Raw genomic sequence first — 23,902 nt, forward strand, 5'->3', positions numbered from 1 at the left:
CAAACTGACCCACCGCTATCGCAGGCAAGCCAGCTCCCACATTTTGAACGGCATTTAGCCTGTTAGAAATCAGCCAGCCAGGCCGACGAACATATCCTGCACGTCGTCATGGTTGTCCAGGCCTTCCAGGAACGCCTCGACTTCAGCCATCTGCTCATCGGTCAAACCACTCACCGGGTTCTTCGCGATGTAGCCCAGCTTGGCCGACAGCACGGTGAAACCCTGCTCCGGCAGCGCTTTCTGTACGGCATCCAGGTCGGTGGTTTCGGTGATGAACAAGGTGGTGCCTGCTTCTTCGCCGTCTTCGAAATCCTGGGCGCCGGCTTCGATGGCGGCCATCTCGGGATCAGCGTCCGGGGTGTCCGGCGAGGCCTCGATCAGGCCGACGTGGTTGAAGTCCCAGGCCACGGAACCGGAAGCACCCAGTTGGCCCTTGCGGAACGCCACGCGGATTTCCGCCACGGTGCGGTTGATGTTGTCGGTGACGCACTCGACGATCAACGGCACCTGGTGCGGCGCGAAACCTTCGTAGGTCACGCGGTGGTACTGCACGGTTTCACCCAAGAGGCCTGCGCCTTTCTTGATGGCGCGGTCCAGGGTTTCCTTGGGCATCGAGGCCTTTTTGGCCTGTTCCACCACCAGTCGCAGGTGGGCGTTGGTGGCGGTGTCGGCACCGTTGCGGGCGGCGATGGTGATTTCTTTCACCAGCTTGCCGAAGATCTTGCCCTTGGCATTGGATGCCGCTTCTTTATGTTTGACTTTCCACTGTGCGCCCATGACTCACTCTCTAATATCCATGGCGCCGAGACGTCTACTGGCCGGCGCTTTGGAGGCAGAGTTTATAGGGCAAAAACGCAACGTTCCACCAAAAAACCGTCAGGGCGCCAACTCGAAAAAGGCCTGGATCAGGCGTAATGAGCCCCGCCGTTCCATGCAGCCGAGCATGTGCCGGTTGACCAGCCCAGCGCCTTGCAGGGCGATCGCCTTGACGCGCGGGTCCGGGCTGACCTCCATGGATGACACCACCCCCACCCCCAATTCAGCGGCGACGGCTTCGCTCACCGCCTCGCGGCTGTCCAGTTCCAGCAACACCTTGGGCGCCACCGCCGCCGCCTGGCAGGCGTCGTCAAAGGTGCGCCGGGTAATGGAGCTGGGCTCGCGCAGCACCATGATCTGCTCGTGCAGTTGCTCCAGGCGAATGCCCGCCGCCTGCGTGGCCCAGGCATGGTTGACGGGCACCAGCGCGCAGATGCGTGACTCGCCCAGCGCTTGCAGATGCAGGCCGTTGCGCGGCTCCACCTCGGTCAGCACTGCCACATCCGCATGCTCCGACAGCAACGCCGCCAACGTTTCCTGGGCATTGCCCAGGCGCAGGTTGACGGTGATGCCGGGGTAACGCGCACGCAGGCGGGCGATCATCGGCATCACCAGGTGCGGGCCGTCGGCCGCCACTTCCAGGCGTCCGGTGAGCAATTGGCGGTTGGCTTCCAGCATCGTCTGCGCCTCGTCCACCAGGCCGAAGATCGCCCGGGTGATAGCCGCCAGCCGCGCGCCTTCCTCGGTCAACTCGACCCGTCGCGCGGTGCGCCGCAGCAAGGGGATCTGGTAGTGCTCCTCCAGCGCCTTGATATGCCCGGTCACGGCCGGCTGGCTGATAAACAGCCGCGCCGCCGCCCGGGTAAAACTGCCCTCGCGGGCCACGGCATCGAATGCACGCAGTTGGAATAGATTCATCGCTATCGGCCTCACTGATAGCTCGCATAACAACAAACAATTTGATTGATAACAAGCCAAACTGCAATTTAGGCGCCGTAGCTTGAACCGAACGCTTGACGAGGACCTGCAATGACCGCGCCTATCCTGCTCACCCCAGGCCCCCTGACCACCTCCGCCCGCACCCGCCAGGCGATGATGGTGGATTGGGGCTCGTGGGATGAACGCTTCAACCAACTGACCGCCAGCGTCTGCGAGCAATTGCTGGCGATCATCGACGGCGCCGCCAGCCATCATTGCGTGCCGTTGCAAGGCAGCGGCACCTTTGCCGTCGAAGCCGCCATCGGCACCCTGGTGCCGCGCCATGGCAAGGTGCTGGTGCTGATCAACGGCGCCTACGGCCAGCGCCTGGCGAAGATCTGCGAAGTCCTCGGCCGCGACTTCAGCACTTTTGAAACCGCCGAAGACCACCCCACCACCGCCGCCGATGTCGACCGCCTGCTGCACGCCGACCCGGCCATCAGCCATGTCGCCTTGATCCATTGCGAAACCAGCACCGGCATCCTCAACCCCTTGGCCGAAATCGCCCAGGTGGTGAAACACCACGGCAAGCGCCTGATCATCGACGCCATGAGTTCCTTCGGCGCCCTGCCCATCGATGCCCGCGCAGTGCCTTTCGACGCGCTGATCGCTGCATCGGGTAAATGCCTGGAAGGGGTGCCCGGCATGGGGTTTGTCTTCGCCGACAAACAGGCATTGGCCGCCGCCCAAGGCAACTGCCATTCACTGGCAATGGACCTGTTCGACCAGCACGCCTACATGGCCAAGACCGGCCAATGGCGCTTCACCCCGCCGACCCATGTGGTCGCCGCCCTGCACGAAGCATTGCTGCAATACGCGGAGGAAGGCCTGCCCGCGCGCCAGCAACGCTACGCGCGCAACTGCCAGGTGCTGCTGGAGGGCATGGCCGAGCTGGGTTTGCGCAGTTTCCTGCCGGCGGCGATCCAGGCCCCGATCATCGTCACCTTCCACGCGCCGCACGACCCGCGCTACCAGTTCAAGGACTTCTACGAGCGGGTCAAGGCCAAGGGTTTCATCCTCTACCCGGGCAAATTGACCCAGGTGGACACCTTCCGCGTCGGCTGCATCGGCCACGTTGACGCTGCCGAGATGCATGCCGCCGTCGCCGCCATCGGCGAAGCATTGCACGCCATGGGCATTACTCTTTCATCTACCGGATCGCCAGCATGAACTATCAAAACCCCAACACCCTGCAAGCCGTGATCCTCGATTGGGCCGGCACCGTGGTCGATTTCGGCTCGTTCGCGCCCACGCAGATTTTTGTCGAGGCGTTTGCCGAGTTCGACGTGCAAGTGTCCATCGAAGAAGCCCGTGGCCCGATGGGCATGGGCAAGTGGGACCATATCCGCACCCTTTGCGACCAGCCGCAGGTCGCCGAACGCTATCGCCAGGTCTTTGGCCGTACGCCGACGGACGACGACGTGACCGCGATCTACCTGTGCTTCATGCCGTTGCAGATCGAAAAAATCGCCGAGCACTCGGCACTGATCCCCGGCGCCCTCGACACCATCGCCGCCCTGCGGGGCCTGGGCCTGAAGATCGGTTCCTGCTCCGGCTACCCCAAGCCAGTGATGGACAAGGTCGTCGCCCTGGCTGCGACCAACGGCTACGTCGCCGACCACGTGGTCGCCACCGACGAAGTGCCCAACGGCCGCCCCTGGCCCGCCCAGGCCCTGGCCAACGTGATTGCCCTAGGCATCGACGATGTGGCGGCGTGCGTGAAGGTCGACGACACCGTGCCGGGCATCCTCGAAGGCCGCCGTGCCGGCATGTGGACCGTGGCGCTGACCTGCTCCGGCAACGCACTGGGCCTGAGCTACGCGCAATTCCGTGCCCTTGATAACGCCACCCTGGCCAGCGAGCGCACGCGTATCGAAACACTGTTCAAAGGCTCGCGCCCGCACTACCTGATCGACACCATCAACGACCTGCCGGGAGTGATCGCTGATATCAACGCGCGGTTGGCCCGTGGGGAAATGCCACAAAGCGACTGATGGAGGTCAAGACAAAGGCATTTGTGCCAGGCGCGCCGCTCAAAACCGGCATACAGTTAAGTCACTGCGTCACTCAAGAACGCACTGCTATTCCGTGAAGTAACTGTTTGCCCTGATGAGTGAGGAACCCAGCAATGCCGTGGAAAAACTCCGATACGCGTTACAGCACCATGTCGATTGCACTGCATTGGTTGATGGTGGTGCTGCTGGCGGTGGTCTACGCCTGCATTGAATTGCGCGGCCAGTTTCCCAAAGGCAGCGGCGCACGCACGTTGATTGTCGAGATGCACTTCATGCTCGGCCTCACGGTGTTTGTGCTGGTGTGGCTACGCCTGTTTGCCCGCAGCCTGGGCGTGGCGCCGAAGATCGTGCCGGCGCCGCCGCCATGGCAAAGCCTGCTGGCGACGCTGATGCACTTCGCGCTGTATGCGTTGATGATCGGCATGCCGATTGCCGGCTGGCTGATCGTCAGTGCCGAGGGCCATTCGGTGATGTTCTATGGCATGGAATTGCCGCCGCTGATTGCCGAGAACAAGGCGCTGGCCAAGGAGATTGAAGGCTGGCACGTGTGGTTCGGCAAAGCCGGGTATTGGTTGATCGGCCTGCATGCGTTGGCGGGGATTGGCCACCACTACATCCTGCGGGACAACACCGCGTTGCGCATGATGCCGGGCAAGCGCGCTAACCCTTGAAGCCGCGGCGACCTTGCAGGCCGCCGGTGTGGATGAAGATCAGGCGAGTGCCGGGGGCGAAACGCCCGGCCTCGATCTGTTGCTTCAGGGCCATCAGTGCTTTGCCGGTGTAGAGCGGTTCCAGTGGCAGCCCGCAGGTTTTTTCGGTGTGCTCGATAAACGCCAATAGCTCTGGATCGACTTTGGCAAAACCGCCCCGGCTGGCGTCCAGCAGCTCATAACCGCCCTGCACGAGCGCCCCAACGTTCTGCGCCACGCCGTGGTCGTCCGGCACCGCCATGGCGCCGTACACCGGGTGGGCGCCCGCCTCTGCCAGCACCAGCCCGGCCAATGTGGTGCCGGTGCCCGCCGCCAACCACCAGCCGTCGTAGTCGGCCCAGCCCAGCGTATGCAGTTGCGCCCGCGCCTGCTCTACCAACACGCAACACCCCATGGCTCCCGCTAGCCCGCCGCCGCCTTCGGGCACGGGGTGAAGATCGGGATATTGTTCGCGCCACGGCAACCAGAATCCCGGCTCATGGCGCGCGCGATAACCGCCATAACCCAGCCAATGCAGCTGCATGCCGAGCGCTTTCAGGTCGAGCACGGTGGGTGTGTCTTGGGGATGCCCACGCAACAGGCCGACGGTGGTGAAACCAAAGCGTTTCCCCGCCGCCGCCAACGCATGCAGATGGTTGGACCAGGCACCGCCGAGGCTGATGATGCCCTTGGCGTCCTGCGCTTGCGCCAGGTGCCCGCTGAGCTTGAACCACTTGTTGCCGCTGATCAGCGGATCGACGCGGTCCAGGCGCAGCACGGCCAACTCGACGCCTTGCAGCCAGTCCAGGTGCAAGGGTTCGAGGGGGGCGTGGGGGGCGTGGGGAAGCCAGTCGTACGGGCCCATCGGGTGCATCTCTGTGCGCAAAGGGCCCGTAGTCTATGTCGCCTTACAGCTCGGCGGCCAGTCGCGAGCCCTGGTTGATGGCGCGCTTGGCGTCCAGCTCGGCCGCCACGTCGGCGCCGCCAATCAGGTGCACGTTCTGGCCGGCGGCGACCAAGCCGTCCTGCAACTCGCGCAGCGGGTCCTGGCCGGCGCAGATGACGATGTTGTCCACCGCCAGCACCTGGGGCTCACCCTCGGCGCCGATGCGGATATGCAGGCCTTCGTCATCGATTTTCAGGTACTCGACGCTGTTGAGCATCTGCACCTGCTTGTTCTTCAAGCCGGTGCGATGAATCCAGCCGGTGGTCTTGCCCAGGCCGTCGCCGACCTTGGACGCCTTGCGTTGCAGCAGGAACACTTCACGCGCCGGCGCATGCACCTGCGGCTTGATCCCGGCCACACCGCCACGGGCTTGCAGCTGGGTGTCGATGCCCCACTCCTTCCAGAACGCTTCACGGTCCAGGCTGGTAGACACGCCTTGGTGCACGAGGAATTCCGACACGTCAAAACCGATACCACCGGCACCGATCACCGCCACGCGCTTGCCCACCGGTTTGCGCTCCAGGATCACGTCCAGGTAGCTCAGCACCTTGGCGTTCTCGACGCCCGGGATCGCCGGGGTGCGCGGCGCAATGCCGGTGGCGAGGATGATCTCGTCGTAACCGCCCGCCTTGAGTTGCTCGACATCCACGCGGGTGTTGAGGCACAGCTCGACATGGGTGGTCTGCAATTTGCGCTTGAAGTAGCGCAGGGTTTCGAAAAACTCTTCCTTGCCCGGCACGCGCTTGGCGATGTTGAACTGGCCGCCGATCTCGCTGGCGGAATCGAACAACGTCACTTGGTGGCCACGTTCGGCAGCCACCGTCGCCGCGGCCAAACCGGCGGGGCCGGCACCGACCACGGCGATTTTCTTGATCTGCTTGACCGGCAGGTAGTTCAGCTCGGTCTCGTAGCACGCCCGTGGGTTGACCAGGCAGGTGGTCAGCTTGCCGCCAAAGGTGTGGTCCAGGCAGGCCTGGTTGCAGCCGATGCAGGTGTTGATCTCATCGGCGCGCCCGGCCGCCGCCTTGTTGACGAACTCCGGGTCGGCGAGGAACGGCCGTGCCATGGAGACCATATCCGCATCGCCTTCGGCGAGGATCTGCTCGGCGATTTCCGGGGTGTTGATCCGGTTGGTGGTGATCAGCGGGATCTGCACCGCACCGCGCAACTTGGCCGTGACCTTGCTGAACGCGCCACGCGGCACCTTGGTGGCGATGGTCGGGATGCGCGCTTCGTGCCAGCCGATACCAGTGTTGATAATCGTCGCACCGGCCTGTTCGATGGCCTTGGCCAACTGCACGATTTCTTCCCAGGTGCTGCCGCCTTCCACCAGGTCGAGCATCGACAGACGGAAAATAATGATGAAATTCGGGCCGACGGCCTCACGCACCCGGCGCACGATTTCCACCGCGAGGCGCATGCGGTTTTCGTAGCTGCCGCCCCAGCGGTCGGTACGGTGGTTGGTGTGAGCGGCGAGGAACTGGTTAATGAAGTAGCCTTCGGAACCCATGATTTCCACGCCGTCGTACTCGGCGACCTGGGCCAGCAGCGAGCAGGTGACAAAGTCCTGGATCTGCTTCTCGATGCCCTCTTCGTCCAGTTCCTTGGGCTTGAACGGGTTGATCGGTGCCTGGATCGCACTCGGCGCCACCTGCTTGGGGCTGTAGGCATAACGGCCGGCATGGAGGATCTGCATGCAGATCTTGCCGCCCGCGTCGTGCACGGCCTGGGTCACGATCTTGTGTTTTTGCGCTTCGTCGTCGGTGGTCAGCTTGGCCGCGCCGGCATACACGCCGCCTTCATCGTTCGGGCCAATGCCACCGGTGACCATCAGGCCCACGCCGCCACGGGCGCGCTCGGCAAAGTAGGCCGCCATGCGCTCGAAACCGCCGGGTTTTTCTTCCAGGCCGGTGTGCATCGAGCCCATCAGGGTGCGGTTGCGCAAGGTGGTAAAACCCAGGTCCAACGGGGCCAGCAGGTGCGGGTAGGAAGCAGCGGTCATGGTACAGCTCCACAACGGATCATCACGGGACGTGGCGCACTCGAACGGTGTGCCATCGGTTTATGTCCCACAGACTATGATTCGCTGGACTACGCCTCAATGACCGAAACTGACAAGTTATTGATCCAAATGCGCAGCGCCCCTTGGCAAGCCGATCCTTGGGCCCTAACCTAGTCGGCGAACCCTGCACACGGTCTGTTGTCTGTTGCCCCATGCGTAAACTTCTAGCGTTCACCGTCACCCTGGCCCTGGTTGCCGCCGTCGCCGCGTATCTGGTCTGGACCCAGGAGCGCCCCGTGGCGCATTACCTGTCGGACCTGCGCATCACCCTCGCCGTCAACGAAGGCGAGCCTGCCGAGCGTGGCAACTTGCTGGGCATCCAGCCGGAGCTGTTCCCCGCCGACTATCAAAGCCTGGAACGCCTGCACCTGAAACTCGCGGCGTACCTGCAAAACGCCCGGGAACAAGGGCTCATCAACCAGAAAACCATCGTCGTGCTGCCGGAACATATCGGCACCTGGCTGATGCTCACCGGCGAAAAAAACGAGGTGTACCAGGCCCTGCACGCCAAGGACGCGATGAACTGGCTGTCGGCCAGCAACCCGCTGCTGTTTGCCCGTGCATGGCTCAGCGCCACGGGCGACAACCGCACCGACGACGCGTACCTGCGTATGAAAGCCACCGGCATGGCGCGTGACTATCAGGTGCTGTTCGGCGGTTTGGCCAAGGAGTTCGGCGTCACCCTGGTGGCCGGCTCCATTGCGCTGCCCAACCCCAGCGTCAGCCAGGGCCAGTTGCACGTCGGCCATGGCGCGCTGTACAACGCCAGCCTGGTGTTCAACGCCGAGGGTTTGCCAGTAGGCCAGCCGCAGCGCCAGCTCTACCCGATCTACGATGAGCGCGGCTTTATCACGCCCGGCGATGAGAACGTCGTCAGCGTGGTCGACACTCCGGCCGGGCGCCTTGGCGTGCTGGTGGGCAGTGACAGCTGGTATCCAGATAACTACCGCAAACTCAACGAACACGGCGCGCAACTGATTGCAGTACCCGCCTTTGTGCTCGGTCGCGATACCTGGGACCGACCGTGGCGCGGCTTTAAAAGCGTGTCCACCCCGCCGGAGATCAGCCTCAAGCCCGAAGAACTCAGTGAAGGCGAGGCCTGGCGCCGCCTCACCCTGATCAGCCAGCAGCCCATCAGCCAGGCCACCGCCGGCATGAGCGTGTTCCTGCGCGGGCAGTTCTGGGACCTGGGCACCGCCGGCCACAGCTTCCTCAGCAACAACGGGCAGATCAGCGCCGATGGTGAAGCCCGGGGCGCACGTTTGTTGAATCTCTGGCTGTGAAGCCGGTACGCCTGGGGGATCTGTCGGTGGGCTTTGTGCACACCTTGGCCGATGCCATTCAAAGCCATGGCGTGGACCCACAACCGCTGCTGCTGCAATACGGCCTGGACCCGGCGCGCCTCGCGGAAGCGGGCGCACGCTTATCCATCCCGCGTTACATGCGCCTGGGCCATGCGGCCATCCAACTCACGGGCGAGCCGGGCCTGGGCCTGCGCATGGGCCTGCTCAGCCGCTTGAGCCAGGCCGGGCTCGCCGGGGTCACTGCCGCCCAGGCGCCCAACGTGCGGGAAGCCGCGCGCACGCTGACGCGCTTCGAAGCGCTGTACGGCTCCAACTACCGTGGTCAGTCGAGCTTTCATGAGGATGCCGAGGGCGCCTGGCTGCGGTTCTACTCCATCAGCCCTTACAATGCCTACAACCGCTTTGTGGTGGACTCGATCATCGCCGGCTGGCTGCACCAATTGTCAGGCCTGGCCCAGCAGCCCGTGCAGGCGCAACGTATCGAAATCGAGTTTGCCGCGCCGGACTACGCCGACGCGTACCGCGTGCTGGGCGAGGGTCCGATCCAGTTTGGCGCCGAATCCAACCAGCTGCGTCTGAACCAACAGACCCTGGCCCTGCGCAATCCACAGCATTGCCCCAGCACCTGGCACTTGTTGTTGCAACTGTGTGAACGGGAATTGGAGCAGTTGACCCGCACCCGCAGCCTGCGCGAGCGCATTACCCGGTTGCTCGGGCCGATGCTCAATGGCGGCCGGGAACCCGACCTGGAAGAAGTGGCGGCACGCTTGAAGCTGCCGACCTGGACGCTGCGCCGCAAACTGGCCGAAGAAGGCACTCAGTTCCGCGCGATTCTCAACGACACCCGTCGCGACCTGGCCATGACCTACATTCGCGACACGGAGTTGGCGTTCGGCGAAATCGCCTACTTGCTCGGTTTTGCCTCGGCCCAGGCGTTTCAACGGGCGTTCAGGCGGTGGAACAACCAGACCCCAGGGGAATTTCGCCGCAGTCAGCGGCATTCCGCCTGAAGTCGGGGTTACAGCTCGGTTGCATCATCTGCGGGCTCAAGCGGGTCCAACTCGATCGCGCTGAACTCAAGCAGTTCTTCCTGGTAGTCGTCCATGGTGGGCTCCTTGTTTAATTAAAAGCGGTTGCAGGTAAATGACCTGCATCACCAGCCTAAAGTGCCGTTGTGACGAAAAAAAGTCGGCGTCATGACGTTCCTGCACTTCAGGATTAAACGTAGCAGCAGAGTGCGGATTTAGCACAGGGGATTTTTGGCGAGGGCATGCACTGAGACATGGCGAAACATGTGGGAGCTGGCTTGCCTGCGATGGCGGTGTGTCAGCCAAGGAGCTACAAGCTGATACACCGCCATCGCAGGCAAGCCAGCTCCCACATTTGACTGTGTTCACAAGTCAGGATGTGGGAGCAGTTCTGGTTACTGCGCGGGAGTAGGCAGTGGCGGAATCGCTTCGGTCGGCGCCGGCAGGTCCGGGTTGCTTGTGGCCGGAGCAGGTGCAGGTTCTGCCTGAGGTGCAATCGGCGCGGCTTCAGCCGGTGGGGCCACCGGTTCTGCAGCAGCGGGCGCCTCGACCTTCTCGGCAACCGGCGCAGCCTTCGGCTCGGGCACACCCAAATCCGCTTTCGGCTGCTCGGGAATATGCTCGGCCTTCTTCACTTCTTGCGGCAGGAACACGTCCACCAGCGCAAAGTAACGCTCGTAGAACTTCGGCGCCGAGACGGTTTCGCTGGCGACTTTCACCATCGAATCATCGGTAGAACCAATCGGCATCGACACCGAACCCAGCACGCCCACCCCCAGGCTTGCCGAGTTGTTGACCTTCTTCAGGGCGTAGCGGTCCTGCAGGGCGTTGGCAAACATCGTCGAGTGGTTGGTGCCCTTGCCATCATCGGCACACACCACGTTGAAGCTGATCTGCAGATGGCTCTCGCCGGTCTGCTGGAAACTCTTGTTACCGACTACCAGCTTCGGATCGCTGCTGGTAATGATGTAGCCCTGACTCAGCAATGCACGGCGCGCGGCTTCGCATGCGGCCACATCCGTCACTGGGTAATCACGGGAAAACGTACCGGAGTCGTCGAAATTCTCATGTTCATAAATAGCGGTCTTGGGTGACGAGCAGCCCGCGGCGCCCGCCAGCACCAGCGCCAGGCCAAGGCTGCGCAAGTGAAATGATGTCAACATTGAAAATCCTGAGAGAAACGGTCCGGGCGGTATTGTGCAACAGAACGAGGCCTTGGCGCGCGCATTCCTGTCGGTAAAACGTCACAGGCCTACACACCGGGGCCTGCAGGAAAAAGCCCTGCACACATATGATCAATAAACACGCGCAATTTGGCTGAGGCATGGCGACTGGAGGGCCACAGCATCCAGAAACTGCCACGGTGTTCCAGGCAGTCGTCCAGCACCCGTTGCAAGCGCCCCTCCCCCACGGCCTGGTTGACCATGTAATCCGGCAGGCAGGCGATGCCCAAGCCTTCGAGCACCACGTGGTTGAGGGATTCGATGGTGGTGCTGACCAAGGGTGTACGCAAGGTGGGTTCTGTCTCGCCGGGTGCGAGGCGCAGCGGCCAGGCCTCCAGCTTGCCGGTGGCGCAGAATTTGTGCCGCAGGCAGGCGTGGCCACTCAAGTCCTGGGGCCGTTGCGGGGTGCCATGTTGCTGGAAATACCCCGGCGTGCCGACCAGCACCAACTGGTAATGCCCCAGATGTCGCGCCATCAAGCGCGAATCTTCCGGCTTGCCGGTGCGAATCACCGCGTCGAAACCTTCCTCGATCACGTCCACCATGCGGTCGGAAAAATCCACGTCCAACTCGATCTCCGGGTAGGCACGCATAAAGTCGCTGAGCACCGGCATCAACAGGCCGCGCACTTGCGGCACGCTGATGCGCAGTTTGCCCCGAGGCGTGGCGCTGGCCTCGGTGAGTTCGCGCTCGGCGGCCTCGACTTCGGCCAGGATGCGCCGCGAGCGCTCGAGGAACAGCGCGCCCTCGGCGGTCAAGGTGATGCTGCGCGTGCTGCGGTGGAACAGGCGCACGCCGAGACGTTCTTCCATGCGGGCAATGCTTTTGCCTACCGCCGAGGAAGAAATGCCCAGCACGCGCCCCGCAGCGGTAAAGCTGCGAGCCTCCGCCACCTGCACGAAGACCGAAAGACTGCCCAGACTGTCCATGATGCTCCCTTCATTACGGACGCCGCTGTCCGATAAGTTCGGAACCTTAGCCTGTTTTTCCGCCACCCACAGCCCCCTACTCTGGTTCCTTGGCCTTTTTCAGGGATACAGCGTCATGACAGCACTTACCGAATCCGCAACGACAACCCAGGGCGATACGCTACCGCTGGGTGGTTTATTGGCACTGGCGTTCGCCGGGTTTATCACCATCCTTACCGAAGCCATGCCCGCCGGCCTTTTGCCACAAATGGGCGAGGGCCTGGGGGTGTCACATGCCCTCGTCGGCCAATTGGTCACGCTTTACGCCCTGGGCTCGCTGCTCGCCGCTATCCCGCTGACGTTGTGGACCCGTGGCTGGCGCCGACGCCCGTTACTGCTGGTGGCCATCGGCGGCTTTGCCTTGGTCAACAGCGTCACTGCGTTCTCCAGCCATTACGGGCTGACCCTGGTGGCGCGCTTCTTCGCCGGAGTCTTCGCCGGCCTGCTCTGGGCGCTGCTGGCGGGTTATGCGAGCCGGATGGTCGCGCCACACCTGCAAGGCCGCGCAATTGCCGTGGCGATGCTGGGGGCGCCGCTGGCGTTGTCCCTCGGCGTCCCGGCAGGCACCTTGCTCGGGACCGTCGTAGGCTGGCGCCTGAGCTTTGCGATCATGACCGGGCTGACGCTGGTACTGCTGATATGGGCGCGCTGGCAATTGCCGGATTTTGCCGGGCAAGCTACAGGCAAGCGCCTCGGGCTGCGCCAGGTATTGACCTTGCCCGGGATTCGTCCGGTGCTGTGGGTGACGTTTACCTACGTGCTGGCCCACAACATTCTCTACACCTACATCGCTCCACTGTTGGTTCCCGCCGGACTTGCGGGGGAGATTGACCGCGTGCTGCTGGTCTTTGGTCTCGCCGCGCTGTTGAGCATCTGGCTGACGGGCGTGTTGATCGATCGCTGGTTGCAAAAGCTGGTGCTGATCAGTTGCGTGCTGTTTGGGTTGATCGCCCTGGCGTTGGCGTTCTGGCTCACTTCGCCGAGCGTGATCTACCTCGCCGTGGCCTTGTGGGGCCTGGCCTTCGGTGGCCTGCCGGCCCTGTTGCAAACGGCCCTGGCCAAGGCCGCTGGCGACTCGGCGGATGCCGCGCAGTCGATGCTGGTCACCGTGTGGAACCTGGGCATCGCAGGCGGTGGGTTAGTCGGTGGCGTGCTGCTGCAGGGCTGGGGAGTGATCGCATTTCCGTGGGCGGTGGTGGCGTTGATGGTCCTGGCCCTTTTCAAACGCCCATGAAAAAGCCCCCGGTCTTTTCAGGCCGAGGGCTTTTTGTTCAAGCTGGCATCAGAACTTCTTGATGTCAGCCTGGCTTTCCAACTGCTTGCGGTACGCAGCAAAGTCTTGCTGGCCAACACGGGAAGCGAGGAAGCGGCGGATTTGCGCCTTTTCTTCGTCCGTCGGGGCAGCGGCTTCGTTGACGCCGTTCAAGCGCACGATCACCAGGCTACCGTCAGCCAGGGTCACGGTGGTGAAGGTCGGCTTGTCCTTGGCCGCAGGCTTGGGCATGCGGAACAGGGCTTGCAGCACGGCAGGGTCGACACCTTCCTGATTGCGGGTAGCCGCTTCAGTCACTTTCCACGCCTGGCCATCGACCGGTTGGTTCAGTGGAGTCTTGCCATCACGCAGGCTGGCGATCAGCTCGTCAGCGTGAGCCTTGGCTGCTGCGCTTGCACGGTCCTTGCTCATCTGCGCACGAATCGCTGCTGCTACGCTTTCCAGCGGCAGTTGCGTTGGCTTCAGATGCTCTTTGGCACGCAGGACGATGATGGTTTCCGGGTCCAGTTCGATGGCGGTGCTGTTGGCACCCTCATCCAACACTTCCGGGCTGAACGCGGCGGTGAGCACGGCACGGTTGGCCGCAACACCTTCGCCACCTTCGCGGCCAAATGGCGCGGAGGTGTGCACGGTCAGTTTCAGGTCGGATGCCGGCTGAGCCAGGTCGGAGGCCTCGAATGCCGCATCTTCCAATTGCTTGGTCGCTTCGACAAAGCGCTGCTCAACCTGTTGAGTCTTGAGCTCGCGGGTCAGCTTGTCTTTCAGGCTGGCAAACGATGGCACTTGAGGTGCTTCAACGCCCAACAGCTTGATCAAGTGCCAACCGAAGGACGAGCGAACCGGGGCCGAGACCTGGTCCTGGTTCAACGCGTACAGGGCAGTTTCGAAGTCCGGGTCGTAGACGCCAGGGCCGGCAAAGCCGAGGTCGCCGCCGTTGTTGGCAGAACCTGGATCCTGGGAGAACTCCTTGGCCAGGGCTTCGAATTTCGCACCCTTGGCCAGGCGCGCCTGGATCTCTTCGATCTTGGCCTTGGCTTGCGCCTCGGTCACCTTGTCGTTGACTTCAATCAGGATGTGCGCGGCACGACGCTGTTCAGCGAGGTTGGCGGTTTCTTTCTGATAGGCAGCCTGCAGCTCTTCGTCCTTGACGGTGACCTGGTCGAAGAAGGACGACTTCTTCAATTCCAGGTAGTCGATGACCACCTGGTCCGGGGTCATGAACTCTTTGGCGTGCTCGTCATAGTAAGCCTTGACCTCGTCGTCGGTGAGCTTCACCGCAGCCGGGTTGGCCTTGATATTGACGGTGGCGAAATCGCGGGTCTGTTTTTCCAGACGGGCGAATGCCAGCACTTCGGCATCCGTGACAAAACCGCTGCCAGCGATACCAGCGCGCACCTGGCCGATGAGCATTTCCTGAGTCAGCATCTGACGGAATTGCATACGGCTGTAGCCCAGCTGACGGATCACCTGATCAAAGCGCTCAGGACTGAACTTGCCGTCCACCTGGAACTCAGGCGTCAGCAGGATCGTCTGGTCCAATGCCGCTTCGGAGAAGCCGAACTTGGAATCCGCAGCGCCTTGCAGCAACAGCTTACGATCGATCAAACCCTTGAGGGCCGCTTCGCGCAGCAGTTTTTCGTCCAGCAGCGAAGCATCGAAATCCTTGCCCAGCTGTTGCATCAGCTGACGGCGTTGCATATCGACGGCCTGGCTCAATTCGGTTTGAGTAATCTCTTCACCGTTGACCTTGGCCACGTCCTGCTTGTTGTTACCGGAAGCCTGGAAAATGGCTTCGATACCGGTGAACGCCATCAACGCGACGATGATCCCGATAATGGTCTTGGCAATCCAGCCTTGTGAATTGTCCCTGATATTTTGCAGCATGCGTCCCCCAGAAACGGTTGAACTTCAAAAATTGGCAACCGTGGAGCGTGGGTAGAGTACGGATATAAGAAAGGCGCATCCAAGGATGCGCCTTCTCGCAACTGGCGGAGCGGACGGGGGCTTTCGTTCTCCCCCCGGCTTGGCGACCCGATGGATACGTGGGTCTGCTGCCGCTCCGCTGCCAGGTCGAACCTGCGTTCGACCCGGGTAGGTAAAGGCTGGATCGAAGCTTAGTTAACAGCTTCTTTCAGTGCTTTACCGGCTTTGAAACCTGGTTTCTTGGCAGCAGCGATTTGCAGTGCTTTGCCAGTCTGTGGGTTACGGCCAGTGCGAGCTGGGCGGTCAGTCACAGAGAAAGTACCGAAGCCTACCAGTACTACGGAGTCGCCGGCCTTCAGAGCGCCAGTGACGGATTCGATTACTGCATCCAGCGCACGGCCAGCAGCAGCTTTCGGGATATCAGCGGATGCAGCGATAGCATCAATCAGTTCCGACTTGTTCACTCTAAGTCCCCTTATATATCTATTGAGTATGATTCTAAGTTTTTTGGTGAAAGCAAAAACCAGTGCTGAATGGCCTACAGACACTTATAAGAGCCGCTTTATAACAAGGGCTCTAAAAAGCTGTCAAGGAAGCCCCCAGGCTTATTCGCATTAATGCGTGCTAATTCTTTCCTTGGAATCAGACTCGCGTTTTTCGTCCTTTGCGACTATCTCGGGAGCCACATCCGGCAAGGGCTCCGGCGCGTATTGCAGCGCAATTTGCAGGACCTCGTCAATCCATTTAACCGGTTTAATCTGCAGATCCTGCTTGATGTTGTCAGGAATTTCCTTCAAGTCGCGAACATTCTCTTCAGGAATGATCACGGTCTTGATACCGCCACGGTGAGCCGCGAGCAATTTCTCTTTCAGGCCACCGATCGCCAATACCTGGCCGCGCAGGGTAATTTCGCCGGTCATGGCGACATCCGCACGCACAGGAATACCCGTCAATGCCGACACCAGGGCCGTGCACATGCCTACACCGGCGCTAGGGCCATCCTTCGGGGTCGCCCCTTCCGGCATGTGGATGTGGGTGTCGTGCTTCTCGTGGAAGTCCAGGGGAATCCCCAGGCTCTTGGCGCGGCTGCGCACCACGGTCTGCGCGGCGGTGATGGATTCGACCATCACATCACCCAAAGAACCGGTCTTGATCAATTGGCCCTTGCCCGGGATCACCGCAGCTTCGATGGTCAGCAACTCGCCGCCCACCTGGGTCCACGCCAGGCCAGTGACCTGACCGACTTGATCCTGCTGCTCGGCCAGGCCGTAGCTGAATTTGCGCACGCCGAGGAAGTGCTCCAGGGAGTCGGCCGTGACCTTCACCGAGAAGCGTTTTTCCAGCGCATGTTCCTTGACCGCCTTGCGGCAGATCTTCGCGATCTGGCGCTCCAAGCCACGCACACCGGCTTCGCGGGTGTAGTAGCGGACGATGTCGCGGATCGTGCCGACTTCAAATTCGATCTCGCCCTTCTTCAGGCCATTGGCCGAAATCTGCTTGGGCGCGAGGTACTTGACGGCGATGTTGATCTTCTCGTCTTCGGTGTAACCCGGCAGACGAATCACTTCCATCCGGTCCAGCAAGGCTGGTGGGATGTTCATGGAGTTGGAGGTGCACAGGAACATTACGTCGGACAGGTCGTAGTCGACTTCCAGGTAATGGTCGTTGAAATTGTGGTTCTGCTCGGGGTCGAGCACTTCCAGCAAGGCCGACGCCGGGTCGCCACGCATGTCGCTGCCCATTTTGTCGATTTCATCGAGCAGGAACAGCGGGTTGCGCACACCCACCTTTGTCATCTTTTGAATCAATCTTCCTGGCATCGAACCGATGTAAGTACGGCGATGGCCACGGATTTCCGCTTCATCACGCACGCCGCCGAGGGCCATGCGCACGAATTTGCGGTTGGTCGCGTTGGCGATGGACTCGGCCAGGGAGGTTTTACCCACACCCGGCGGACCGACCAGGCACAACACCGGACCACGAATCTTCTTCACGCGCTTTTGCACGGCGAGGTATTCGAGGATGCGTTCTTTGACTTCTTCGAGGCCATAGTGGTCGGCGTCGAGAATATCTTCGGCACGGGCCAGGTCCAGGCGCACTTTGGTCTGCGCCTTCCACGGCACTTGCACCAGCCAGTCGATGTAGGAGCGCACCACGGTGGCTTCAGCCGACATCGGCGACATCTGCTTGAGCTTGTTCAGCTCGGCAGTGGCTTTGGTCAGGGCGTCCTTGGGCAGGCCTGCGGCGTCGATGCGCTTTTTCAGCTCTTCGATTTCGTTGTGGCCGTCCTCGCTGTCGCCGAGTTCTTTCTGAATGGCCTTCATCTGCTCATTCAGGTAGTACTCGCGCTGGCTGCGCTCCATTTGCTTCTTCACACGACCACGGATGCGCTTTTCAACCTGCAGCAGGTCGATTTCGGCATCCAGCAGCGCCAACACGTGTTCAACACGGGTGGACAGGTCGATGATTTCGAGAATGTCCTGCTTCTGCTCGATTTTCAACGCCATGTGCGCGGCCATGGTATCGACCAGGCGACTTGGCTCATCAATGCTGTTGAGGGAGGACAGGACTTCAGCCGGGACTTTCTTGCCCAACTGCACATACTGCTCGAACTGCGAGAGCAGGCTGCGTACAAAGACTTCGGACTCGCGCTCTGGGGCTTCGACTTCCTCGATCAGCGCCACTTCCGCACGCAGGTGACCGTCCACCTCCATGAAGCGCTCGACCGCGCCGCGCTGCTCGCCTTCCACCAGCACCTTGACGGTGCCATCAGGCAGCTTGAGCAATTGCAAGACAGTGGCAATGGTGCCGACACGATACAGGGCGTCTTCGCCTGGATCATCATCAGCAGGATTCTTCTGGGCCAACAGCAGGATCTGCTTGTCGCCCGTCATCGCTGCCTCAAGGGCTTCGATAGACTTCTCGCGCCCCACGAACAGCGGGATAACCATGTGCGGATAGACGACGACATCACGCAACGGCAGGAGAGGCAATTCAATGGTGGTCTTCATGATTTCGCCTCTATGACAGATGAAAAATAAGCTTGAAGCCAAGATGGGGGCTGCTTGCGAAAAAAACAAGCTCAATGCCAGCAGTTAAACGCAGGAAAAATCCCACTGCTAAAACTCACCCAAAAAAACAAAGGGGCCCCTAGAGGCCCCTTGTTTGCAAAGCAACTGCCAAACGCTTACGCGTCGGGCGCAGCCTTGGCAGCCGGCTCACTGTTTTCGTAGATATACAGTGGCTTGGACTTGCCTTCTATGACGCTTTCGTCGATCACCACTTTACTCACCTCGGACTGCGAGGGGATTTCGTACATGGTGTCGAGCAATACGCCTTCGAGGATCGAACGCAGGCCACGTGCACCGGTCTTGCGCTCCAGTGCCCGCTTGGCCACCGATTTGAGCGCGTCGGTACGGAACTCGAGGTCCACGCCTTCCATTTCGAACAGCTTCGCGTATTGCTTGGTCAGGGCGTTCTTCGGCTCGGTGAGGATCTGAATCAGAGCAGCCTCATCCAGCTCGTCCAACGTCGCCAGGACCGGCAGACGGCCAACGAATTCCGGGATCAGACCGAACTTGACCAGATCGTCAGGCTCGACTTCACGCAGGGACTCGCCCACCTTCTTGCCTTCTTCCTTGCTGCGTACTTCCGCGCCGAAACCAATGCCGCCACGGGTAGAACGCTGCTGGATAACCTTTTCGAGACCGGAGAACGCGCCACCACAGATAAACAGGATGTTACGCGTATCGACCTGCAGGAATTCCTGCTGCGGGTGCTTGCGGCCGCCTTGTGGCGGTACGGAAGCGACCGTGCCTTCGATCAGTTTCAACAGGGCTTGCTGCACGCCTTCACCGGAAACGTCCCGGGTGATCGACGGGTTGTCGGACTTGCGCGAGATCTTGTCGATTTCGTCGATGTAGACAATGCCCATCTGGGCCTTCTCTACGTCGTAGTCGCACTTCTGCAGCAGTTTCTGAATGATGTTCTCGACGTCTTCACCCACGTAGCCAGCCTCGGTGAGGGTGGTGGCGTCGGCGATGGTGAACGGAACGTTCAGCAGGCGAGCGAGGGTTTCTGCAAGCAGGGTTTTACCCGAGCCTGTAGGACCGATCAGCAAGATGTTGCTCTTGCCGAGTTCAACTTCGTCGCCTTTCTTGTCACGCTGGTTCAAGCGCTTGTAGTGGTTGTACACCGCTACGGCCAGAACCTTCTTTGCACGCTCTTGACCAATCACATACTGATCAAGGATGCCGCTGATTTCTTTAGGCGAAGGCAATTTATGCGCACTGCTCTCGGCCTGGGCTTCCTGCACCTCCTCGCGGATGATGTCATTGCACAGGTCGACGCACTCGTCGCAGATAAACACCGAGGGGCCGGCAATCAACTTGCGCACTTCATGCTGGCTTTTGCCGCAGAAGGAGCAATAGAGCAGCTTGCCGTTGTCCTCGCCGTTGCGGGTGTCAGTCATTCGTTCGATCCAAATCCGATAGGCTTGCAACACAAGATGAAGGCTTATGCGGGCTTTTTCAAGCCCGCAAGTGGTCGGACATGCCGACCAGCCCTATTTTGAGCGGCTTATATTAAGCGGGGCGCTTGTCGATCACAGCGTCGATCAACCCGTAATCACGTGCGGCTTCGGCGCTCATGAAGTTGTCACGGTTGGTGTCGCGCTCGATTTCTTCCAAGGTGCGACCGCTGTGCTTGGCCATCAGCGTGTTGAGACGCTCACGAATAAAGAGGATTTCCTTGGCGTGAATCTCGATGTCCGATGCCTGGCCCTGGAAACCGCCCAGTGGCTGGTGAATCATCACACGCGAGTTAGGCAGGCAGAAACGCTTGCCCTCGGCACCTGCGGTCAGCAGGAATGCGCCCATGCTGCAGGCCTGGCCGATACAGGTGGTCGACACGTTGGGCTTGATGAACTGCATGGTGTCGTAGATCGACATGCCCGCCGTTACCGAACCGCCTGGAGAGTTGATGTAGAGATGGATGTCCTTGTCCGGGTTTTCCGCTTCAAGGAACAGCAGTTGCGCACAGATCAGGTTGGCCATGTAGTCCTCTACAGGGCCGACCAGGAAAATCACTCGCTCCTTGAGAAGACGCGAGTAGATGTCATAGGCGCGCTCGCCACGAGCAGACTGCTCGACAACCATCGGGACCAGGCCGCCAGCGGCCTGGATATCAGAGTTCTGCTGAATATAGGAATTACGGAACATGCTCTGCAGTTACTCCCAAATAGTCATGTCTTGAAAACGCATAAGCCAGCGCGAGGCTGGCTTATGGTTGTATTTCCAACGAGTTGGACAATCAGTCGGCTTGTGCTGCTTCCGCCGGTTTGACTGCTTCTTCGTAAGAGACCGCTTTATCGGTCACCTTAGCCTTCTGCAGAACAGTATCCACAACTTGTTCTTCCAGCACAACCGAACGTACTTCGTTCAGCTGCTGGTCGTTCTTGTAGTACCAAGCCACGACCTGCTCAGGCTCCTGGTAAGCCGAAGCCATTTCCTGGATCATTTCGCGAACGCGATCTTCGTCAGGCTTGAGGTCGAACTGCTCAACCACTTTGGCCACGACCAGACCCAGTACAACGCGGCGCTTGGCTTGTTCTTCGAACAGCTCGGCCGGCAGTTGGTCAGGCTTGATGTTGCCACCGAACTGCTGAACCGCTTGCACGCGCAGGCGATCCACTTCGTTGGACAGCAAGGCCTTAGGCACTTCGATCGGATTGGCAGCCAGCAGGCCGTCCATTACCTGGTTCTTCACCTTGGATTTGATCGCCTGGCGCAGCTCGCGCTCCATGTTCTTGCGAACTTCGGTGCGGAAACCTTCCAGGGTCGCTTCCTTGATACCGAATTGAGCGAAGAACTCTTCGTTCAGCTCTGGCAGCTTAGGCTCGGAAACGCTGTTGACAGTCACGGTGAACTCGGCGGCTTTGCCAGCCAGGTCCAGGTTCTGGTAGTCAGCAGGGAAAGTCAGGTTCAGAACGCGCTCTTCGCCGGCTTTGGCGCCAACCAGGCCGTCTTCGAAGCCAGGGATCATGCGGTTGGAACCCAGCACCAGCTGAGTACCCTTGGCGGAGCCGCCAGCGAATACTTCGCCGTCAACCTTGCCTACGAAATCGATGTTCAGTTGGTCTTCGTTCTGAGCGGCGCGATCGGTCACTTCAAAACGGGTGTTCTGCTTGCGCAGGATTTCCAGCATGTTGTCCAGGTCGGCATCCGCCACGTCAGCGCTCAGGCGCTCTACGGTGATACCTTCGAAACCGGCAACTTCGAACTCTGGGAACACTTCGAATACGGCAACGTATTCCAGGTCCTTGCCAGCTTCCAGGGACTTTGGCTCGATGGAAGGCGAGCCAGCTGGCTTCAGGTTCTGCGCTTCTACGGCTTCGTAGAAGGAAGCCTGGATCACGTCACCCACAGCGTCCTGGCGCGCATCGGCACCAAAACGACGCTTGATTTCGCTCATCGGCACTTTGCCTGGACGGAAACCAGCGATCTTGGCCTTCTGGGCAGTCTGCTGCAGACGCTTGTTGACCGCAGTCTCAACACGCTCTGCCGGCACGGAAATGCTCAGGCGGCGCTCGATAGCAGTAGTATTTTCAACAGAAACTTGCATGGATATTCCTCGTTGCACAGACGTTAGCCGGCCATTTCCGACCCCAATCAAGGGCATGCATTCTAGAGGGTCAAACTCAAGAAGTCACCCCGCTGGAAATATGCCCGAAAACAGCCGGCAATTTATCGGTACGAAGGCACGGATGCACCTCGCCCCGCTGACAAATACATCCCATCACGCCAGGGCTCTGCGCCGCCCCTTCTATATATAGAAGAGGTCGTCATTCATCGCCCTGACGGCCCACCCCGCAAGGAGGGCTGGCAGGCAGCGCAGCATCATCGAGACACATAAATACGATGAAGCGCCCTAGCCTTGCGACCCAGAACCTGCAGCCGCCGAAAATCTGCACCGCTAAAACCAAAAAAGGCGCCAGACTGTTAAATCTGGCGCCTTTCGAATATGGGGTGGACGAAGGGGATCGAACCCTCGACAACGGGAGTCACAATCCCGTGCTCTACCAACTGAGCTACGCCCACCATATTGCATTAACAAAGAACTCAAACATCTTCTTTGTTGAACCTCACCTCACCTTGCGGCAGGGCGACGCCTTGAAATTGGTGCGGATGAAGAGACTCGAACTCTTACGCCTCGCGGCGCTGGAACCTAAATCCAGTGTGTCTACCAATTCCACCACATCCGCGCTTGAAGCTCTTAAAGCAAAGGCGCCAGACGTTTAATCTGGCGCCTTTTCAGAATATGGGGTGGACGAAGGGGATCGAACCCTCGACAACGGGAGTCACAATCCCGTGCTCTACCAACTGAGCTACGCCCACCATCTAACGCTACTTGTGCCAAAGCTGCCTAATGGCGCACCCGGCAGGACTCGAACCTGCGACCATCCGCTTAGAAGGCGGATGCTCTATCCAGCTGAGCTACGGGCGCCTTATTAATCTGTACTCTTGGAGGATTACAAACTAAGTGCTTCCAGCCTTGCAGAACAACACTCTATTCTGCTCGACCTTCTTAACCAGTGCTAGGCTGTGCCCGACAAGTGCGACGAATAGTATAGACGCCTCGGAAAGCCGTCAAATCTTTTTTGAAAAAAATTCATTTTATTTAAGGGGTTAGGGCAATTTGCAGACCAAGCGCCTTTGCCCTCACGCCGTGGCATGCGAGAATGCGCGCACATTTCTTCCCCCTCTCGATGGTTAATCACGCGTAATGACTGCACAACTTATCGACGGCAAATCAATCGCCGCCAGCCTGCGCCAGCAGATCGCCAAACGAGTCACCGAGCGTAGCCAGCAAGGCCTGCGCACGCCTGGCCTCGCGGTGATCCTGGTCGGCAGCGATCCTGCCTCTCAGGTTTATGTCTCGCACAAGCGTAAAGACTGTGAAGAGGTCGGCTTTATCTCCAAGGCCTACGACTTGCCTTCCGACACCACCCAACAGGCCCTGACCGACCTGATCGACAGCCTGAACGACGACCCGGCCATCGACGGCATCCTGTTGCAATTGCCGCTTCCCGAGCACCTCGATGCCTCCAAGTTGCTGGAGCGTATCCGCCCGGACAAGGACGTTGACGGCTTCCACCCTTATAACGTCGGCCGCCTCGCCCAGCGCATCCCACTGCTGCGCCCCTGCACGCCTAAAGGCATCATGACCTTGCTGGAAAGCACCGGCGTCGATCTGTACGGCCTTGACGCCGTGGTGGTCGGCGCGTCCAACATTGTCGGGCGCCCGATGGCCATGGAGCTGCTGCTGGCCGGCTGCACCGTCACCGTCACCCACCGTTTTACCAAAGACCTTGCCGGCCACGTCGGCCGCGCCGACCTGGTAGTGGTTGCCGCCGGCAAGCCGGGCCTGGTGAAAGGTGAGTGGATCAAGGAAGGCGCCATCGTCATCGACGTCGGCATCAACCGCCAGGAAGACGGCAAGCTGGTCGGCGACGTGGTGTACGAAACCGCCCTGCCCCGTGCCGGCTGGATCACACCTGTACCAGGTGGCGTAGGCCCGATGACCCGCGCCTGTCTGCTGGAAAACACGCTGTACGCGGCAGAAACGCTGCACGACTGACAACCCGCAGCCATGAAAAAGCCCTGCATTCACGCAGGGC

The 23,902-nt window shown here is 60.5% G+C and carries 19 protein-coding genes and 4 tRNA genes; 7 read left to right on the forward strand and 16 right to left on the reverse strand.

The window, feature by feature from the left end:
• Nucleotides 1-69 precede the first annotated feature (69 nt).
• Complete coding sequence (locus B348_RS0115080) at nt 70-777, reverse strand: YebC/PmpR family DNA-binding transcriptional regulator (RefSeq protein ID WP_017736911.1); 708 nt, start codon at nt 775-777, stop codon at nt 70-72.
• Between the two features lie 99 nt (nt 778-876).
• Nucleotides 877-1,734 (reverse strand): LysR substrate-binding domain-containing protein, encoded by an 858-nt coding sequence (locus B348_RS0115085; RefSeq protein ID WP_017736912.1) that lies wholly within the window; start codon nt 1,732-1,734, stop codon nt 877-879.
• 111 nt (nt 1,735-1,845) lie between these two features.
• On the opposite strand from B348_RS0115085, the gene B348_RS0115090 reads away from it, so the two are divergent.
• From B348_RS0115090 to B348_RS0115100, 3 genes are all read left to right on the forward strand, one after another.
• Nucleotides 1,846-2,964, forward strand: a complete 1,119-nt coding sequence (locus tag B348_RS0115090) for a 2-aminoethylphosphonate--pyruvate transaminase (RefSeq protein WP_017736913.1) — start codon at nt 1,846-1,848, stop codon at nt 2,962-2,964.
• On the forward strand, nt 2,961-3,788 hold the full coding sequence (gene phnX / locus B348_RS0115095) for a phosphonoacetaldehyde hydrolase (protein WP_017736914.1): 828 nt from the start codon (nt 2,961-2,963) through the stop codon (nt 3,786-3,788). The genes B348_RS0115090 and phnX overlap by 4 nt, the downstream gene beginning before the upstream one ends.
• A gap of 134 nt (nt 3,789-3,922) precedes the next feature.
• Nucleotides 3,923-4,480 (forward strand): cytochrome b, encoded by a 558-nt coding sequence (locus B348_RS0115100; RefSeq protein WP_017736915.1) that lies wholly within the window; start codon nt 3,923-3,925, stop codon nt 4,478-4,480.
• Here B348_RS0115100 and B348_RS0115105 read toward each other — a convergent pair.
• Nucleotides 4,470-5,363: a 1-aminocyclopropane-1-carboxylate deaminase/D-cysteine desulfhydrase gene (locus B348_RS0115105; RefSeq protein ID WP_026136803.1), complete on the reverse strand. Its 894-nt coding sequence runs from the start codon at nt 5,361-5,363 to the stop codon at nt 4,470-4,472. The genes B348_RS0115100 and B348_RS0115105 overlap by 11 nt on opposite strands.
• A gap of 43 nt (nt 5,364-5,406) precedes the next feature.
• On the reverse strand, nt 5,407-7,446 hold the full coding sequence (locus B348_RS0115110; RefSeq protein ID WP_017736917.1) for an NADPH-dependent 2,4-dienoyl-CoA reductase: 2,040 nt from the start codon (nt 7,444-7,446) through the stop codon (nt 5,407-5,409).
• 212 nt (nt 7,447-7,658) lie between these two features.
• Here B348_RS0115110 and B348_RS0115115 point away from each other — a divergent pair, with 212 nt between their 5' ends.
• Together B348_RS0115115 and B348_RS0115120 are read left to right on the forward strand one after the other, a co-directional pair.
• The gene (locus B348_RS0115115; RefSeq protein WP_017736918.1) at nt 7,659-8,789 is read left to right on the forward strand and encodes a carbon-nitrogen hydrolase family protein; all 1,131 of its coding nucleotides are present in this window, start codon (nt 7,659-7,661) and stop codon (nt 8,787-8,789) included.
• The gene (locus B348_RS0115120; protein WP_017736919.1) at nt 8,786-9,820 is read left to right on the forward strand and encodes an AraC family transcriptional regulator; all 1,035 of its coding nucleotides are present in this window, start codon (nt 8,786-8,788) and stop codon (nt 9,818-9,820) included. Before B348_RS0115115 ends, B348_RS0115120 begins: the two co-directional genes overlap by 4 nt.
• Nucleotides 9,821-10,233: 413 nt before the next feature.
• Here the strand turns inward: B348_RS0115120 and B348_RS0115130 are convergent, their stop codons facing one another.
• Entirely contained in the window at nt 10,234-11,001 is a 768-nt protein-coding gene (locus B348_RS0115130; protein WP_017736921.1) for a DUF2242 domain-containing protein, read from the reverse strand.
• An 89-nt stretch (nt 11,002-11,090) separates the two neighbouring features.
• Nucleotides 11,091-11,990 (reverse strand): LysR family transcriptional regulator, encoded by a 900-nt coding sequence (locus tag B348_RS0115135; RefSeq protein WP_017736922.1) that lies wholly within the window; start codon nt 11,988-11,990, stop codon nt 11,091-11,093.
• A gap of 115 nt (nt 11,991-12,105) precedes the next feature.
• On the opposite strand from B348_RS0115135, the gene B348_RS0115140 reads away from it, so the two are divergent.
• Entirely contained in the window at nt 12,106-13,263 is a 1,158-nt protein-coding gene (locus tag B348_RS0115140) for an MFS transporter (RefSeq protein ID WP_026136804.1), read from the forward strand.
• 48 nt (nt 13,264-13,311) lie between these two features.
• Here the strand turns inward: B348_RS0115140 and B348_RS0115145 are convergent, their stop codons facing one another.
• The 10 genes from B348_RS0115145 to B348_RS0115190 form a co-directional block, all read right to left on the reverse strand.
• On the reverse strand, nt 13,312-15,186 hold the full coding sequence (locus B348_RS0115145) for a SurA N-terminal domain-containing protein (RefSeq protein WP_017736924.1): 1,875 nt from the start codon (nt 15,184-15,186) through the stop codon (nt 13,312-13,314).
• A 230-nt stretch (nt 15,187-15,416) separates the two neighbouring features.
• Entirely contained in the window at nt 15,417-15,689 is a 273-nt protein-coding gene (locus B348_RS1000000130980) for an HU family DNA-binding protein (protein ID WP_003174819.1), read from the reverse strand.
• A 150-nt stretch (nt 15,690-15,839) separates the two neighbouring features.
• Nucleotides 15,840-18,236 (reverse strand): endopeptidase La, encoded by a 2,397-nt coding sequence (gene lon, locus B348_RS0115155; protein WP_017736925.1) that lies wholly within the window; start codon nt 18,234-18,236, stop codon nt 15,840-15,842.
• A gap of 176 nt (nt 18,237-18,412) precedes the next feature.
• Nucleotides 18,413-19,696, reverse strand: coding sequence for an ATP-dependent Clp protease ATP-binding subunit ClpX (gene clpX / locus B348_RS0115160; protein WP_017136464.1), 1,284 nt, complete (start codon nt 19,694-19,696; stop codon nt 18,413-18,415).
• Nucleotides 19,697-19,808: 112 nt separating this feature from the next.
• Nucleotides 19,809-20,444 (reverse strand): ATP-dependent Clp endopeptidase proteolytic subunit ClpP, encoded by a 636-nt coding sequence (gene clpP, locus B348_RS0115165; protein ID WP_017736926.1) that lies wholly within the window; start codon nt 20,442-20,444, stop codon nt 19,809-19,811.
• A gap of 91 nt (nt 20,445-20,535) precedes the next feature.
• Nucleotides 20,536-21,846: a trigger factor gene (tig, locus tag B348_RS0115170; RefSeq protein ID WP_017736927.1), complete on the reverse strand. Its 1,311-nt coding sequence runs from the start codon at nt 21,844-21,846 to the stop codon at nt 20,536-20,538.
• Nucleotides 21,847-22,246: 400 nt separating this feature from the next.
• Nucleotides 22,247-22,322: transfer RNA gene (locus tag B348_RS0115175), tRNA-His, on the reverse strand.
• 79 nt (nt 22,323-22,401) lie between these two features.
• Nucleotides 22,402-22,486: transfer RNA gene (locus B348_RS0115180), tRNA-Leu, on the reverse strand.
• Between the two features lie 57 nt (nt 22,487-22,543).
• Nucleotides 22,544-22,619, reverse strand: a tRNA-His gene (locus tag B348_RS0115185).
• Nucleotides 22,620-22,651: 32 nt separating this feature from the next.
• Nucleotides 22,652-22,728, reverse strand: a tRNA-Arg gene (locus tag B348_RS0115190).
• Between the two features lie 279 nt (nt 22,729-23,007).
• Here B348_RS0115190 and folD point away from each other — a divergent pair.
• Nucleotides 23,008-23,862, forward strand: a complete 855-nt coding sequence (gene folD / locus B348_RS0115195; RefSeq protein ID WP_017736928.1) for a bifunctional methylenetetrahydrofolate dehydrogenase/methenyltetrahydrofolate cyclohydrolase FolD — start codon at nt 23,008-23,010, stop codon at nt 23,860-23,862.
• The last annotated feature ends 40 nt before the right edge of the window (nt 23,863-23,902 follow it).

The organism is Pseudomonas sp. CBZ-4, from assembly GCF_000346755.1.
GTDB lineage: Bacteria > Pseudomonadota > Gammaproteobacteria > Pseudomonadales > Pseudomonadaceae > Aquipseudomonas.

Coding starts and splice junctions, on each gene's coding strand:
- folD (WP_017736928.1), top strand. CDS start 23,008: ATGACTGCACAACTTATCGACGGCAAATCAATCGCCGCCAGCCTGCGC.
- B348_RS0115135 (WP_017736922.1), bottom strand. CDS start 11,990: ATGGACAGTCTGGGCAGTCTTTCGGTCTTCGTGCAGGTGGCGGAGGCT.
- clpX (WP_017136464.1), bottom strand. CDS start 19,696: ATGACTGACACCCGCAACGGCGAGGACAACGGCAAGCTGCTCTATTGC.
- B348_RS0115100 (WP_017736915.1), top strand. CDS start 3,923: ATGCCGTGGAAAAACTCCGATACGCGTTACAGCACCATGTCGATTGCA.
- phnX (WP_017736914.1), top strand. CDS start 2,961: ATGAACTATCAAAACCCCAACACCCTGCAAGCCGTGATCCTCGATTGG.
- B348_RS0115090 (WP_017736913.1), top strand. CDS start 1,846: ATGACCGCGCCTATCCTGCTCACCCCAGGCCCCCTGACCACCTCCGCC.
- clpP (WP_017736926.1), bottom strand. CDS start 20,444: ATGTTCCGTAATTCCTATATTCAGCAGAACTCTGATATCCAGGCCGCT.
- B348_RS0115085 (WP_017736912.1), bottom strand. CDS start 1,734: ATGAATCTATTCCAACTGCGTGCATTCGATGCCGTGGCCCGCGAGGGC.
- B348_RS0115145 (WP_017736924.1), bottom strand. CDS start 15,186: ATGCTGCAAAATATCAGGGACAATTCACAAGGCTGGATTGCCAAGACC.
- B348_RS0115140 (WP_026136804.1), top strand. CDS start 12,106: ATGACAGCACTTACCGAATCCGCAACGACAACCCAGGGCGATACGCTA.
- B348_RS0115130 (WP_017736921.1), bottom strand. CDS start 11,001: ATGTTGACATCATTTCACTTGCGCAGCCTTGGCCTGGCGCTGGTGCTG.
- lon (WP_017736925.1), bottom strand. CDS start 18,236: ATGAAGACCACCATTGAATTGCCTCTCCTGCCGTTGCGTGATGTCGTC.
- B348_RS0115115 (WP_017736918.1), top strand. CDS start 7,659: ATGCGTAAACTTCTAGCGTTCACCGTCACCCTGGCCCTGGTTGCCGCC.
- B348_RS0115105 (WP_026136803.1), bottom strand. CDS start 5,363: ATGGGCCCGTACGACTGGCTTCCCCACGCCCCCCACGCCCCCCTCGAA.
- B348_RS0115080 (WP_017736911.1), bottom strand. CDS start 777: ATGGGCGCACAGTGGAAAGTCAAACATAAAGAAGCGGCATCCAATGCC.
- tig (WP_017736927.1), bottom strand. CDS start 21,846: ATGCAAGTTTCTGTTGAAAATACTACTGCTATCGAGCGCCGCCTGAGC.
- B348_RS0115110 (WP_017736917.1), bottom strand. CDS start 7,446: ATGACCGCTGCTTCCTACCCGCACCTGCTGGCCCCGTTGGACCTGGGT.